This window comes from Acinetobacter lwoffii (assembly GCF_019343495.1).
Lineage (GTDB): Bacteria > Pseudomonadota > Gammaproteobacteria > Pseudomonadales > Moraxellaceae > Acinetobacter > Acinetobacter lwoffii_P.
Map to the genome: position 1 here is coordinate 94,693 of NZ_CP072551.1, position 14,156 is coordinate 108,848.

The following is a 14,156-nucleotide window of genomic DNA, read 5'->3' on the forward strand; positions in this document are numbered from 1 at the left end:
ATAAGGCTTTTGAAACTGTCGCACCTCATGTTTGAATTCACCCATTAACAGAGTGCGAATTAGTCCTTGATCATGTTTGACCACATTTCAAGGAATAGTGTCCAACTTTCGGTATGCAGATTATGGTGTGGGGTTCTCTTAAAGTTTAAACCTTATTATTTTACTTCAGTAATGCTGATTGGCTGGTCTTTTACAAATTCAACAACCCCTTCACCACGTTTAAAGTGAATTGAAACTCCATTATTATTAGCTAAACGAATACCACTACCAGCAACTGTTTGCTTTAAACGATATACCATGCCTGAGTTATCAGTCATTAAAGCAGTTTCAAAGTTATCCGATGATTTCAGAAAAATTAATAAACCATTTGGACCAGAAAATTTAAGGACCTGCGTATCAGCTGAAGTATTGCTTGTAGCCTTATCTTGTAAAGTTTCAGTCTTTGGACTCGAAGTACACCCAGTCATTGCTAAAACTAACAAAGTTAAACTTAAAAAATATTTCATTTAACTACCTTTTTCATCTGTAAATCATAGGTGTATTTATACTAATTGTTATAATTTAACAATAAAACAGATATTACTTTTTTTTACATAAAAAAGCCATAAATCGCATTTTGAACCTTACCGGATTTATCGGAGATTTTTTTTATTTAAGTTAGGCCACCTGACCTAACGGGTTAATCTTATCATAGTACATTGCTTCAAACTCAAAAGGCGATACATAACCCAGTGCACTGTGTACACGCTTTTTATTGAACCAATCTACCCAATTTAATGTCGCAAGTTGTACATCCGCTAAACCTTGCTAATCTGATTTTAAATATTCAATCACCTCTGTTTTGTATAAGCCATTCACCGTTTCAGCCAAAGCATTATCGTATGAATCACTAGTCGTACCGACTGATGCTCGTAAATTTGCTGTTTCTAAACGATTGGTATAGCGAATCGAAAGATATTGCACACCCCTGTCGGAATGGTGAATCACATTCCTTGGCATACCTCAATCGTGTAATGCTTGCTCAAGTGCATCGAGCACCATATCTGTATTCATACGTGTTGATACTTTCCATCCAACAATTGCTCGTGAGAACACATCAGTAATAAAGGCGGTATAGACCCAGCCTGAATTTGTTTGAATATACGTAAAGTCATTCACCTGAGATACCGTCTTGGTAGTCAATCAATAATTGAACCACTCTATCTCTGATTTCAGGGGTATATTTTACTTTTTTCATTGGAACACTACGCTTCGCTACGTCTTGCGAAGCAATGCTTCTCATCTCAGGAAAGTTGGTCTCCGACAAACCCGGTACGGTTCACAATGAGATTCATGCACGTGTAGCAGTCCTTAACAGATTTACAGGATTAGGTCGACCACTTACCCAAGTTACGTCTTAAATTTGGCTCAATTAGGGGCGCTTTGCCTTTCAAATATTTGTGCAATAAAGCCGTTGGAAAGTAACCTTGAAACAAGTTATAAGCTTCTTTTCCATAAATTAGTGAGTATTTGTATAAATATTCAACATCTGATTTTTTTTTAAACCAGATAGTGAATTAAAATAAAAACCAATAAACAAGAACAAACATCATTGGTATTTATATTTTAATTATGTTCATTTACAATAAAAATTACTAAGTCAATACATATTTAGTCTAAAATATCCATCAATCAAAAATGTGTGATAGCTTCGAACGTTAATCTTTGCATACTTGTAATTTTGAGTATTACTTCAATTCTCTAAGCTAATTCTTTACAAGTGTTCCTATCACCATAATTGTTATTCTTGTCTTCGCTATAAAGCGATCCAAACCTGCCCTCCATGGTCATAATCGCATGAACAAATTTTTAAAATACCTATTGGTATTCATCGTTCTGCTTATTATTGCAGCACTAATCTTTTTATTTAGACCTATCGCGTCTAAGAAAATTCAAAACACCAGCAATGAGCCTGTCGTTGACGCAGTCTTAGTTGGTGGTGGCATCATGAGTGCAACCCTAGGCACATATCTTAGTGAACTTGAGCCAAACTGGCAAATTCGCATGTATGAACGCCTAGACAAAGTTGCACAAGAAAGCTCTAACGGCTTCAATAATGCAGGCACAGGTCACTCTGGCTTTATGGAAATGAACTACACCTCTGAAAAAGATGGGAAAATGGACATTACCAAAGCTGTAAAAGTGGCTGAACAATTTGAAGTTGCAAAACAGTTCTGGTCTTATCAAGTCAAAGAAGGTGTCTTGGGACGACCAAATAGTTTCATCAACCCTGTACCGCACATTGCTTTCGTTTGGGGCGATAACGTGAATTTCCTCGAAAAACGTTACGCTGCAATGGTTAAAAACCCAATGTTTTATGGCATGAAATTCTCTGAGAATCCTGCCGAAATTAAACAATGGGCACCATTGGTGATGAATGGCCGTGATGCTGCACAAAAAGTAGCTGCAACACGCATGGATGTAGGTTCGGATGTGAACTATGGTTCGATCACCACTCAATTGGTCGATCACCTTAAAAAACAATCTAATTTCCAGTTACAAACATCGACTGAAGTGACTGGCATTAGCCAAAATGATGATAAAACGTGGACTGTTGCATTTAAAAACCTCACTACAGGGAAAACAGATCACGTGAAAACGCGCTTTGTCTTCATTGGTGCAGGCGGTGCAGCGGTTAAACTTTTACAAATGACAGGCTTACCAGAAGCGAAGCAATATGCTGGCTTCCCTGTAGGTGGCGTGTTCTTAATGACCGACAACCCAAAAGTCACTGAAGGTCATACTGCAAAAGTTTATGGTCGTGCTGAATTAGGCGCACCACCAATGTCTGTTCCACATATTGATACACGTTATATCGACGGTAAAAAATATGTGTTGTTTGGTCCATTTGCAACTTATTCAAACAAGTTCTTAAAACAAGGTTCTCAGCTTGATTTATTGAAATCAACCACTAAGAACAACGTTTTACCAATGACCGCTGTGGGTATGGAAAATCTTGATTTGGTGAAATACTTAGTTAGCCAAGTCATGATGACCGATGAAGACCGTTTTAATGAGTTAAAAAAATACTATCCTGATGCAAAACCAGAAGACTGGCGCATGAATCAAGGTGGTCAACGTGTTCAAATCATTAAGAAAGAACCAGGCAAACCTGCAAGCTTGCAATTTGGTACCGAGATTTTTGCATCACAAGATGGTGCTGTGACAGCCCTATTAGGTGCGTCTCCTGGTGCTTCAACTTCCCCTTATATTATGTTGAGCTTGCTTGAAAAAGCGTTCCCTCAGCAAGTAGCAGGTAAATGGAATCCGAAATTACATGAAATTGTAAAATCGTACCAACAAGAACTCAGCACTAATCCTGTGCTTCTTGACCAAGTTCGCCAATACACCAGCACAACCCTTGGTTTGAAATATACACCTATGGCTAAAGCTGCAAATGACGAAACTATTGCGGTAGCAAAAGCACAGTAATCTGCTTTAAACCCTAAAAAGGATGGACTTTTCGCCATCCTTTTTTAATTCATATTTGAAACTATTCTGTGTATGTCGCTTTTCCATTCCGATGCTTTTTTGGCTTTTCGTTCACGTGATTTTTCACTTCTGAGTGTCAATCAGTTGTGCTTAATTCTAACCATCATGATTCAAGAAGTCGTCATTGCCTATAGTATCTATCAACTCACTCAAAATCCACTCAGCCTTGGCATGATTGCCTTAATTGAGTTACTCCCCTTTATTTGCCTCTCCCTGATCAGTGGCGACTGGGCTGATCGCTATAACCGACAAAAAATTGTGCAGTGGAGTTTTAGCTGTAGCACTTTAATTCCATTATTATTTATTGTTCTTTTTTCTCAGTACCAACAACAGCACATTCAACAAAATACACTTTTATGCGGCATTTATAGCCTCATCTTTTGCTTAGGCATACTTAGAGGCATTTACAGCCCATCATTTAATTCATTACGCCCTTTTCTAACCCCCGAGTCAGCCTATAGCAATGCAGCCACATGGACCGCGCTCATTTGGCAAATAGGCGGCATTTTAGCGCCTTTATGCGCAGGACTTTTACTCGGCCAACTTGGGCTTGAAAAGACCCTCTTTATTGTTTTTTTCTTGTGTTGCGTGGGTAGCATCTGCTTATTCAGATTAAGTCCTCGTCAATTCCCTAGCCCACATAAACAGCATTTGAGCAAAAGTTTGAAAGAAGCCTATTTGTTTATTTTTAAACATCCACTAATGTTTTGGAGTATGTTGCTGGATCTCAGCGTCATGCTTTTTTGTAGTGTCATTATCTTACTGCCTATTTTTGCACACGATATCCTGCATCTTGGTGTTGAAGGCTTAGGTATACTCAGAGCTGCACCAGCTATTGGCGCCTGTATCATGATGTTGATGTTGACCTGTTATTCTCCGATGCAAAATGCATGGAGAAATATGCTCTATAGTAGTTTTGCAATTGCTTTATGTATTTTAGCCTTTGCACTATCCTCCCATGTTTGGCTCTCAGTCTTCTTCCTTGTTTTAATCGGTGCCTTTGATAGCATTAGCATGGTCATTCGACAAACTTTATTACAGCAACTCCCCCCAAAAGCACTATTAGGGCGTGTAGCGGCTTTAAATGGCATATTAGTCACTTCAGGCAATCAGCTCGGTGCCCTACACATGAGCCTGATGACGCGCTATTTTTCTGTGGTGCCAGCAGTACTTATTGGAGGGACGCTGTGTTTAATAATCTGTGGTCTAAGCTCTACTCGTACGCGACATTTATTCAAGCCATCTCCAACACTAAAAAAACATGCCCCAGTGGCAAAAAGTGAATAGTATGTTAAGCTTCAAATCCTCTTTTAATAGGATGTGAGTTTTCAATAGAGCAAATTATGAAACAGATTTTCACCTTTTCACACATTCTCTATACCAAACTCTATTCTTTCGCACTATCAGTGTTGTTGGCTTATTGCCTATTCAATGCAATTTATACGTTCATTATTGGTGGAACTGGTTTTTATTTATTTGCAACTTTTATTTTAGCTTTTCAATGTAATTTCGCGTTACGCACTTCTCTGCATGACCGTATTTACACCAGTTTAGGGATAGTTTTGCTTATTATTGGGTTATTGTATACACATGGAATTCACTTTCTAAACCATTTAAAAACAATTGTATTGGTTCCTTCTTTAATTCTAACTGCTTTTGGAATAGATAATTTATATAGAAAGCCAAATAGACTTAGTTGTCTTAAAGTTGGACTGATCCTCGGCCTATTGCTATTAGCTTATATTCAATATTATGATTTAGTAGAACTGCAAAATTATTATGACTCTTTACATAATGATGAGACTTGGCAGCAATTTGGCGCATTATAACAGCTAGCACAAAAAAATTCGGTGGGTGAAAAATTTACAATCCTAATTCTGATTTATCGATGTTATTACATAGGAAAACTGCCTTTAAAAGGCGGGTCTTGCCAGTCTAGAATTGCAGACAAAAGGGAATAAAATGCCTGTATATCCGATTCTAGAAATTGATCATTTTCAGCATCATAAACAAAAGATTTTTCTTCTAATAAGTATTGGCCATCTTGCTCACTAAGAAAATTTTAAAGTTATTTGCTTGATCAGGGAAAATTTGTTTTCTGTCAAAAAAGATCATAACAATCTTGAACGGCTTTGTTGCACAAAGCTGTTCTTAAGGGCTTTTTCAGCAATATATTTTTCAAATGAAGAAGCATACACATAAAATTTATCGCACAACCAATTGGTCCGCATATAACCGAGCACTCATTCATCGCGGAAATATTGCCATTTGGTTTGATCTTGCTACGCAATGGTATGCCCCATCAAAAGGCAAACAAGGGCGAAATCAAACCTACTCCGACGCAGCCATCCAATGCTGCTTAATGATTAAATCCTTATTCCGTCTGTCTTTACGTATGGTCACTGGCTTTGTGCAAAGTCTGATTAAACTTTGCGGATGAGCAGCCCCGAATATCAGTGATATTCGTACACCACGCTTTGTAGAGGACAAAAGCATATTGATATTGCAATTTTGGAGAATATTCTCCAGAGCTTGATAATAATGGTATTTATATTTTACCTGCTTCAGGCGAGTATGAAATTAGAGTATTACAACCTAGATCACAGGCAAGAAAAGATAAAAAACCTCAATACTGGATGAGTATTAACATTAAATAAAAGACCTCTTGCGAAAGTATCGTTTTACCTAATTTTTGAATTGGCTAAAACCTTATTAAATGTAGCTTTATGCTGTTTAAATTTTGACTAACGCAAGAAGTCTAAAGACTTGCTAGATTCTTTTAAGCTTTTATACAAGGGTTCAAAAACTATTGCCAGTTAAGCGGGGCGTGATTTTTACGCAGATGTGTTTATGTTAGTAAAATGATATAGATTACTTGTTTAATACCCCGAGGAATAATTTAATCTTGCTGTGCGTTTGTCACTTTTCTTTCAAAAGTTGATTATATCTTTCAACGTAACCGTCGTGATATTCAAGCCCTTTTGATAGGAATTTGCAGTGAAAGAATAGGCGAAGCTTATCTTAAATAATGGTAATTCCTTATCTTTAAAATAGAGAACGCCCGATGAAATTCATTAGGCGTTTACTTTAAATAAGTGTCAGCTTATTTTATAACCAGATGTACTTGTCAATCATGATTCTTTTTCTCAATTGCCTTAAAAAAACAATCTTGCTATTTTTGACTTTTCACACCATTTTGTTCAATTTGTACTGCGGCTTGCCAGCTAGGTAGTTGGCTTAAACCTGCTACGTAACGTTGGATATGGGGATAATTTTCACCTTGTCCCATATGATAAACTAAAGCATGTAGTCCAAAGCCCATCATGAAGTCAGCACCGGTTAAACGGTCTGCCACTAGAAATTCTTTATCTTTTAAATATTCATTTAAATGGCCAAATACTTTATCGAACTCAACTTGAGTATAATTTTCTAGAAATACCAACTTCGTGCCCTGCTTGGTTTCTATCGTATTAAACGTTTTTAACAAAAATGGCAGCATGGCAGAGCTTTCTGAGAAATGAATCCACTGTAGATAATCGACATAGGTAGATTCATCCATATCTGGTGCTAAATGCGGCGCAAGTTTCTGAATTAATAACTCAACGATTGCGCCTGACTCTGCAATAACTTTGCCATCCCATTCCAATACTGGAGATTTCCCTAAAGGGTGAATGGTTTTTAAAGAGTCAGGGGCCAAATGCGTGCTTGAGTCACGATAATAGCGTTTCAGCTCATAGGGCTGCTTGATTTCTTCAAGTAACCACAAAATACGAAAAGAACGTGATTGATCTAAATGATGTAGTGTGATCATGATAATTCCTATTTTTTTAAATTTTTACAACCACTTTGCCAAAGTTTTCGCCTTTCAACATACCATTGAAAGCATTGATCGTGTTATCTAAACCTTGCACCATATGCTCTTTATATTTGATTTTTCCGTCTTTCAACCATTCAGACATTTGCTGATAGAATTCCGGATACTGACTGCCATAATCATCAAAAATAATAAAGCCTTGCATGCGAATACGCTTTTTTAAAAGGGTGGAAATAAAGCCCGGTAAACGGTCTGGCCCTTGTGCTTGCTCGGTAGCGTTATACTGGGAAACCACACCACACACCGGTACACGTGCCGCAGAGTTAAGCAATGGCCATACCGCATCAAACACTTTACCCCCGACATTCTCATAATAAATATCAATACCGTTGGGAGCTGCTTGTTGTAATTGTTCTGCAAAATTTTCATCATGATGATTGATACAAGCATCGAAGCCGAGTTCTTTTACTGCATAACGGCATTTTTCAGGCCCACCTGCAACGCCAACCACGCGACAACCTTTAAGTTTGCCAATTTGTCCAACCGTAGCACCAACAGGTCCCGTTGCAGCTGCAACGACTAATGTTTCACCGGCTTTAGGCTGACCAATGTCCAACAACCCCATATAAGCAGTAAATCCTGGCATTCCCAAAATACCCAATGCCCAAGATGGATGTTCAGGTTGCATACCTAAGCTTTGACAGGCAGACCCATTAGAAATTGCGTAGCCCTGCCAGCCATTTCCGGAAAGAACCCACTCGCCTTCTTTGAATTTTGGGTTTTTAGAGGCCACCACTTGACTGACTGTTCCACCGACCATCACTTCGCCAATTTCAACCGGTGCTGCATATGAAGGAGCATCGCTCATGCGACCACGCATATAAGGATCGAGTGACAAGTAAATGGTTTTTAACAATATCTCGCCTTGTTTAAGTTCATTGAGCTCAACTTGTTCAATACGAAAATCGCTGTGTTTTGGCTCACCCACTGGCCGTTTAGCTAAAACGATGCGTTGATTAATAACTGTTTTCACACATATAACTCCATGTTTTATTTAAAAGTATTTTTCTTCACAATCAAAAACTGTGATTAAAATTTCTTTACATCCATTGTAGATGAGTTATAATAAAAAACAATACGACTGGTCTATTTTTTACAATAGAGTAAATAATTAATATGAAGCCTACTCCTATTAAAAAGTCTGAAGCGAAGCGCTTACACATTCTTAACACCAGTTCAGACCTGATTTTGCATAAAGGTTTTACTGGCGTAGGATTACAGGAAATTTTACAGAGCTGTGAAATCCCTAAAGGCTCGTTTTATCATTATTTCCAATCTAAGGAAGCTTTCGGATGTGAATTGGTACAGCATTATGTAGACAATTACCAAGTCCGTTTAAATGATGTATGGCGTTGTGATAAATCCCCTTATCAAAAGCTGATTGAGTATTTTAATTTATGGATAGAAGATCCTGAAACACAGTGTGGTTGGGCGGATAGCTGTTTAATTGTGAAACTTGCCGCAGAAGTTGCCGATCTATCTGAAGATATGCGCTCGATTATGTCCGCTGGCGTTGATGATGTAATCCAACGTATTGCTGGTTTAATTGATTTGGGAAAACAGGATCAGTCTATCCAAGCAGATACCGAGGCCTCTACTTTGGCACAAGTACTTTACCAAATGTGGTTAGGTGCAGCATTACTGAGTAAGTTGCAAAAAGATAAAACACCATTACATCAAGCTCTGAGAGCAACTAAATTTCTATTAAAAAGTGAAGATTCATAAAAATTAAATATCAACTACATAATTAATAATTCATGATAGCAGTCCAATGATTACCTATTATTGTGTTGCTATTAGATCAATTTACAATCCATGAGTATAGCGCACAATGAATTCTCCTTCTAAAGCCCTCATGACTCGTATTTTAGTTGGTTATTTAGGCTTATATCCCACACTATTACTGGTTCTCACTTTATTAAAGCCAATTACACAGCATCAAAGTTTCCCGATGATGGTGTTGATTGAAGTCATAGTATTAGTGCCAGTAACGCAACTGATTTCTTTCCCACTGGCAGGTTGGCTCATTACACAGCTAAAAAATTTTAAGAATTTGTTTTAAGAAGAATTTATGCTGGCAACAGCAATCCTAAGTCCTTATTTTGCCAACCACAAAGGTTGGCAAAATAACTTACTTAGTCGATATTAATCTGCGTAAGCTGGATAATCAATATAGCCTTTTTCCGTCCCACCATACATACTGCTTGCATCTACTGCATTCAATGGCCAGACATTGGCGATGCGATCGGGTAAATCTGGATTCGCAATAAATGGGCGTCCAAATGCAATTAAATCGGCCAGCCCTGCCTCTAAAATTCGAGTCCCTCTTTCTGCCGTATATCGACCTGCGTAAATAATCCGACCACTGAAAGTGTCTCTGACATCTCTACGAAAATCATGAGGAAGTTCTGGTGCATTATCCCAATCAGCTTCTGCAATTGATAAATAGGCAATCCCAACTTCTTCAAGTATTTTTATGGCTTCAATATAAGTCACATGTGGATCATCTTCAACCAACCCCATGTAAACACGATCTTCCTCTGTACTTTCAAATAGCGGGGCAAAACGCACTCCTAAACGATCTGCACCAACCACCTCAGCAACTGCCTCTACTACTTCACGTAAAAAACGCAAACGATTGTTTAATGATCCACCATATTCATCTTCACGGTGGTTACTATGTGCAGAGATAAATTGATTCACCAAATAACCATTTGCACAATGAATTTCAACCCCATCAAAACCAGCAGCCAAGGCATTGCGTGCTGCTTGAGCATAGAGTTGCACTAATTCTTTAACTTCTGCATTGCTTAAAGCACGTGGCATGGAAGGATCAGCCAAGGCCCCTGCATTGGGCCCGGTCTCAATAAAGACTTTAACATTACTATCAGCCCTAATAGCCGAGGGCGCGACTGGTGATGCATGATCGGGTTGCAAAGATGTATGTGAAACACGCCCAACATGCCAAAGTTGTGCAAAAATAATGCCTCCTTTAGCATGCACTGCTTCCGTCACTTTACGCCATCCAGCAATCTGTTCAGAGCTGTAAATACCGGGCGTCCAAGCATAGCCTTGACCACGGGGCTCGATTTGCGTACCTTCGGTGACCATAAATCCTGCACCGGCACGCTGTTGATAATAGGTTGCCATTAATTCATTTGGAATATTCCCTGGCTGACTACTGCGCGACCGTGTTAATGGTGGCAATACAATACGGTTTTGCAAAACATAAGGGCCTAAGCTTAAGTTCTGAAAAAGTTTGCTGTCTTTCATTTCATTGTATCCAAGTAATCATGACTTAATTGATCTAAATTAAAAAAATACCCTTCCTTCCTGTATATAGAAAAAATAAAGGAAGGAAAGCTATTAACTCAGGCCCTTCACCATTAAATGAGGGTTATTTTGCTTATTGCGCCAGTTGCTCAGAGTCAGAAGTTTTATTCACTGCTAAGCACCACAACAGACACTAGCTACTCTTTATTTCAACAATTGAAGTAATGCTGAGGCAGTTGCAGCAGAAGATGCTGGATTTTGTCCAGTAACCAGCAAGCCATCTACTTGAACATATACTTGCCAATCATCCACTTTAGAATAATGACCACCGTTTTGTTTAAGCATGTCTTCGACTAAAAATGGTACAATTTCAGTCAAACCTACAGCGGCCTCCTCAGTATTGGTGAAACCAGTCACTAATTTACCTCTGACTAAAGGCGCTCCATTACTTGCTTTCACATGACGAAGAACACCCGGGGCATGACACACTGCTGCAACAGGTTTGCCAGACTGAATCGCCTGTTCAATCAGAGAAATTGAAATCGGATCTTCCGCTAAATCCCACAATGGGCCATGCCCGCCTGGATAAAACACTGCATCATAATCAGCTACAGAAATTTCGCTAAGTTTATGCGTCTGTGTTAATGCTTGCATTGCAGTTGGATCTGCTTCAAAACGATGAGTGGTTTCAGTTTGAGCATCGGCTAAATTACTTTTCGGATCTAGTGGTGGCTGCCCACCTTGAGGCGACGCCAGCGTAACTTCAGCACCAGAGTCAATAAAGGTGTAATACGGTGCAGCAAGTTCCTCTAGCCAGAAACCTGTTTTCTTACCAGTATTGCCAAGTTGATCATGTGAGGTTAAAACGATTAAAATTTTCATGTTATTTCTCCGATAATTTTCATGATTGAGGAGCATTGTTACAGGGTCAGAGCATGCCATATACGCGCATTTAGCTTAGATGCTCATCTCGAGAATTTGGCGACTGATCTCTAATGAAACATTTTTATGTTCGCCTAGCTGTGTAAGATTATGTGATTTAAGTTGCGTAATGATGATCTCAATATCTGTCTCCCCCAGTCCATAATCGCTAAGACGAGTCGGCAATCCAAGTTGCTCAAAGAAGGCTCGAGTACGAGCAATAGCAGTATCAATACGTTGTTCTTCATCACCTTCGACAATCTGCCAGACTCGAGCTGCATACTGTAGTAATTTTTCTCGCTTCTCTTGACGACGCACTTGTAGATTGGCCGGCAACACAATGGCCAAGGTACGAGCATGATCAATACCATGTAAAGCCGTGAGCTCATGCCCAATCAAATGGGTTGACCAATCTTGTGGTACACCAGCTCCAATCAGCCCATTCAGTGCCATGCTAGCAGCCCACATCAAATTCGCACGCGTGTCATAATCTGCTGAATCTTCCAAGATTTTCGGTCCAATCTCAATCAAAGTTTGCAATAGACCTTCGGCAAAACGATCTTGTACTTGTGCATTCACAGGGTAAGTTAAGTACTGTTCCATGACATGAATAAATGCATCAACCACGCCATTTGCTAACTGGCGCGTCGGCAAGCTAAAAGTTTTATTCGGATCCAGTACGGAAAATTGCGGAAAAACATAGGGGCTGCTAAATGACAATTTGGCTTGGGTCGATTTTCTGGTTACTACCCCACCGCTATTCATTTCTGAACCAGTTGCCGGAAGGGTGAGTACACTCGCAAAAGGCAAAGCTTGAGTAATTTTAGTACCATGGGTTTCTAAAATCTCCCATGTATCCCCTGTATAATTGACTGCTGCTGCAATAAATTTAGTACCATCAATTACCGATCCACCACCGACAGCCATCAAGAAATCAATCTTTTGTTCTCGAATCAGCTCTACAGCTTTCATGAGGGTTTCGTAACTCGGATTCGGCTCAATTCCGCCAAATTCATGAATTTCTCTTGCACCTAATGCTTCACGCACTTCAGCTAAAGTACCATTCTTACGTGCACTTTCACCACCAAACAACATTAATACTTTTGCTTCTGTAGGCACATAGTCATTGATTTTAGCTATTGTATCGCCACCAAAAATAATGCGGGTCGGATTATAAAAGTTAAAATTCAGCATATTTTTATCCTAGGATGATCAACTAATTGATTTGAAAAACCACCGTTATTCATCAAATAAACTTTAAAAAAATTGGACAACACTGCGGCTTTTGACTGCACCATGTGCTAACTATACATAAAAATAGACCAGTCGTCTATTTTTATAAAAATTATTTCAGCTTGGCGACTTTAGTGATGGTTAAACACATTCAGGCTTGTTCTATAACACTTTTATTATTGATGTATTTTCACGAGCGATTGTTGTATGGAAGGTATCAACATGTATGACTACTGACATGGTCGTGAACGCATTGGCTAAAACAGTGAATGACTCATACAAAATAACGATGATTAAATATTTTAAAAGCAGATTGGCACGGTTTAGCAGATGTACAAATGCGACAGTAAATTAGATAGATTGGTTCAATATAAAGCATGTACATAGCTGCATTCGTTTATTTACCCTGTTTTGGATATTGACCCATGTAAATGATGAGATTAAGCCATTAAATAAAGTAGCCCAACTTGAATAAAAAGCCTCTGACAAACCTCACAGGGTTGAAGTGCTGCCTTTCATTCAAAATTTCAGGCAGCACATTTATACATTTAAGCGTCGGTTTAAGCTGGTAGTTTACTCGCCAAAACATCTACTTTTTCAATAGACGGTGGCTCTGAAAATAGCTCTTCGGCCTGAGCCATCAACGCAGCTGCAACCTTGCCAGATAAATGTGCTTGGCGACCCGCCTCATCAGGAAATGCATCAAAAATACCAAATGTTGTAGGTCCAAGACGTAAGCCAAACCACGCAACTGTCGCAGGTTCTTCCATTACAATAGGTAAACCGGCTTTAAGGAAAGCTTCCACTTCGTCTTCTTTACCCGGTTTAGCTTCAAGACGGACATATAAAGCTGTTTTAAGCATGACTAAAACTCCACAATTGATTAGAATTCAAACTGATTCTGTCATTGCTAATGTATGCATGTCAGAAAGTTTTGTTGTATAAAAGTTAAAAAACATCCCATAGCTGAGCCAAAATTTAGGTTTTTATTTCGACATAATGCTATGAATTTATTCAAGTTAATATCAATAACATTTGAATCAAAAAATTAAGATATGAGATGATTAAATTCAATCTTAGTTATATAAGGATCAATTGACTCTACCTTAGATTTATAACCTGACCTCTTCATCTGGAAATTATATTGCTCAAGAAGCACTCAAGAACAACATTGTACATCCTCATATCTATGAAAGTTATTTAGCTAGGAATTTGCTGTGGAACTCTATATGTTTCTCTATAAAGCTCGCAATGAAGTAATAGCTATGTGATCCTAGACAAAATAATGGACAGCACGTCCCTCTAAAGATAACGTAACTTTAAT

The 14,156-nt window shown here is 38.7% G+C and carries 12 protein-coding genes and 5 pseudogenes; 8 read left to right on the top strand and 9 right to left on the bottom strand.

Annotated elements, in window-relative coordinates:
• Nucleotides 1–155 precede the first annotated feature (155 nt).
• Both J7649_RS15985 and J7649_RS15990 read right to left on the bottom strand, forming a co-directional pair.
• The gene (locus J7649_RS15985; RefSeq protein WP_004281821.1) at nt 156–506 is read right to left on the bottom strand and encodes a hypothetical protein; all 351 of its coding nucleotides are present in this window, start codon (nt 504–506) and stop codon (nt 156–158) included.
• Nucleotides 507–657: 151 nt separating this feature from the next.
• Nucleotides 658–1,158 (bottom strand): annotated as a pseudogene (locus J7649_RS15990) (IS3 family transposase); the annotation flags it as partial.
• Nucleotides 1,159–1,836: 678 nt separating this feature from the next.
• Here J7649_RS15990 and mqo point away from each other — a divergent pair.
• From mqo to J7649_RS17050, 5 genes and pseudogenes are all read left to right on the top strand, one after another.
• Nucleotides 1,837–3,471 (top strand): malate dehydrogenase (quinone), encoded by a 1,635-nt coding sequence (gene mqo, locus J7649_RS15995; protein WP_048881937.1) that lies wholly within the window; start codon nt 1,837–1,839, stop codon nt 3,469–3,471.
• 72 nt (nt 3,472–3,543) lie between these two features.
• Nucleotides 3,544–4,818, top strand: coding sequence for an MFS transporter (locus J7649_RS16000; RefSeq protein ID WP_100329929.1), 1,275 nt, complete (start codon nt 3,544–3,546; stop codon nt 4,816–4,818).
• 56 nt (nt 4,819–4,874) lie between these two features.
• Complete coding sequence (locus J7649_RS16005) at nt 4,875–5,360, top strand: hypothetical protein (RefSeq protein ID WP_035337386.1); 486 nt, start codon at nt 4,875–4,877, stop codon at nt 5,358–5,360.
• Between the two features lie 353 nt (nt 5,361–5,713).
• A pseudogene (locus J7649_RS16010) lies at nt 5,714–6,042 on the top strand (transposase); the annotation flags it as partial.
• Nucleotides 6,039–6,188: pseudogene (locus J7649_RS17050) on the top strand (PPC domain-containing protein); the annotation flags it as partial. The pseudogenes J7649_RS16010 and J7649_RS17050, both read left to right, overlap by 4 nt.
• 515 nt (nt 6,189–6,703) lie before the next feature.
• On the opposite strand, the gene J7649_RS16015 reads toward J7649_RS17050, so the two are convergent.
• Nucleotides 6,704–7,342, bottom strand: a complete 639-nt coding sequence (locus J7649_RS16015) for a glutathione S-transferase family protein (protein ID WP_004281825.1) — start codon at nt 7,340–7,342, stop codon at nt 6,704–6,706.
• A 16-nt stretch (nt 7,343–7,358) separates the two neighbouring features.
• Nucleotides 7,359–8,378 (bottom strand): NADP-dependent oxidoreductase, encoded by a 1,020-nt coding sequence (locus tag J7649_RS16020; protein WP_219310203.1) that lies wholly within the window; start codon nt 8,376–8,378, stop codon nt 7,359–7,361.
• Between the two features lie 143 nt (nt 8,379–8,521).
• Here J7649_RS16020 and J7649_RS16025 point away from each other — a divergent pair, with 143 nt between their 5' ends.
• A complete protein-coding gene (locus J7649_RS16025; protein ID WP_004733176.1) occupies nt 8,522–9,130 on the top strand; it encodes a TetR/AcrR family transcriptional regulator in 609 nt (202 codons plus the stop codon).
• Nucleotides 9,131–9,236: 106 nt separating this feature from the next.
• Nucleotides 9,237–9,467: a hypothetical protein gene (locus tag J7649_RS16030; RefSeq protein ID WP_001087973.1), complete on the top strand. Its 231-nt coding sequence runs from the start codon at nt 9,237–9,239 to the stop codon at nt 9,465–9,467.
• A gap of 83 nt (nt 9,468–9,550) precedes the next feature.
• Here the strand turns inward: J7649_RS16030 and J7649_RS16035 are convergent, their stop codons facing one another.
• From J7649_RS16035 to J7649_RS16045, 3 genes are all read right to left on the bottom strand, one after another.
• A complete protein-coding gene (locus J7649_RS16035) occupies nt 9,551–10,678 on the bottom strand; it encodes an alkene reductase (RefSeq protein ID WP_219310205.1) in 1,128 nt (375 codons plus the stop codon).
• Between the two features lie 204 nt (nt 10,679–10,882).
• Entirely contained in the window at nt 10,883–11,560 is a 678-nt protein-coding gene (locus tag J7649_RS16040) for a type 1 glutamine amidotransferase domain-containing protein (protein ID WP_058952256.1), read from the bottom strand.
• A 75-nt stretch (nt 11,561–11,635) separates the two neighbouring features.
• Entirely contained in the window at nt 11,636–12,793 is a 1,158-nt protein-coding gene (locus J7649_RS16045) for an iron-containing alcohol dehydrogenase (protein WP_004733178.1), read from the bottom strand.
• 184 nt (nt 12,794–12,977) lie between these two features.
• Here J7649_RS16045 and J7649_RS17010 point away from each other — a divergent pair.
• Nucleotides 12,978–13,307, top strand: a pseudogene (locus tag J7649_RS17010) (IS3 family transposase); the annotation flags it as partial.
• Between the two features lie 85 nt (nt 13,308–13,392).
• On the opposite strand, the gene J7649_RS16050 reads toward J7649_RS17010, so the two are convergent.
• Together J7649_RS16050 and J7649_RS17015 are read right to left on the bottom strand one after the other, a co-directional pair.
• Nucleotides 13,393–13,695: a putative quinol monooxygenase gene (locus J7649_RS16050; protein WP_000920558.1), complete on the bottom strand. Its 303-nt coding sequence runs from the start codon at nt 13,693–13,695 to the stop codon at nt 13,393–13,395.
• A gap of 333 nt (nt 13,696–14,028) precedes the next feature.
• Nucleotides 14,029–14,100: pseudogene (locus J7649_RS17015) on the bottom strand (alpha/beta hydrolase-fold protein); the annotation flags it as partial.
• Nucleotides 14,101–14,156 lie beyond the last annotated feature (56 nt).

What these genes read in the sequence shown, in the direction of transcription:
- J7649_RS15985 (WP_004281821.1), bottom strand. Translation starts at nt 506, where the DNA reads ATGAAATATTTTTTAAGTTTAACTTTGTTAGTTTTAGCAATGACTGGG.
- mqo (WP_048881937.1), top strand. Translation starts at nt 1,837, where the DNA reads ATGAACAAATTTTTAAAATACCTATTGGTATTCATCGTTCTGCTTATT.
- J7649_RS16000 (WP_100329929.1), top strand. Translation starts at nt 3,544, where the DNA reads ATGTCGCTTTTCCATTCCGATGCTTTTTTGGCTTTTCGTTCACGTGAT.
- J7649_RS16005 (WP_035337386.1), top strand. Translation starts at nt 4,875, where the DNA reads ATGAAACAGATTTTCACCTTTTCACACATTCTCTATACCAAACTCTAT.
- J7649_RS16015 (WP_004281825.1), bottom strand. Translation starts at nt 7,342, where the DNA reads ATGATCACACTACATCATTTAGATCAATCACGTTCTTTTCGTATTTTG.
- J7649_RS16025 (WP_004733176.1), top strand. Translation starts at nt 8,522, where the DNA reads ATGAAGCCTACTCCTATTAAAAAGTCTGAAGCGAAGCGCTTACACATT.
- J7649_RS16030 (WP_001087973.1), top strand. Translation starts at nt 9,237, where the DNA reads ATGAATTCTCCTTCTAAAGCCCTCATGACTCGTATTTTAGTTGGTTAT.
- J7649_RS16035 (WP_219310205.1), bottom strand. Translation starts at nt 10,678, where the DNA reads ATGAAAGACAGCAAACTTTTTCAGAACTTAAGCTTAGGCCCTTATGTT.
- J7649_RS16040 (WP_058952256.1), bottom strand. Translation starts at nt 11,560, where the DNA reads ATGAAAATTTTAATCGTTTTAACCTCACATGATCAACTTGGCAATACT.
- J7649_RS16045 (WP_004733178.1), bottom strand. Translation starts at nt 12,793, where the DNA reads ATGCTGAATTTTAACTTTTATAATCCGACCCGCATTATTTTTGGTGGC.
- J7649_RS16050 (WP_000920558.1), bottom strand. Translation starts at nt 13,695, where the DNA reads ATGCTTAAAACAGCTTTATATGTCCGTCTTGAAGCTAAACCGGGTAAA.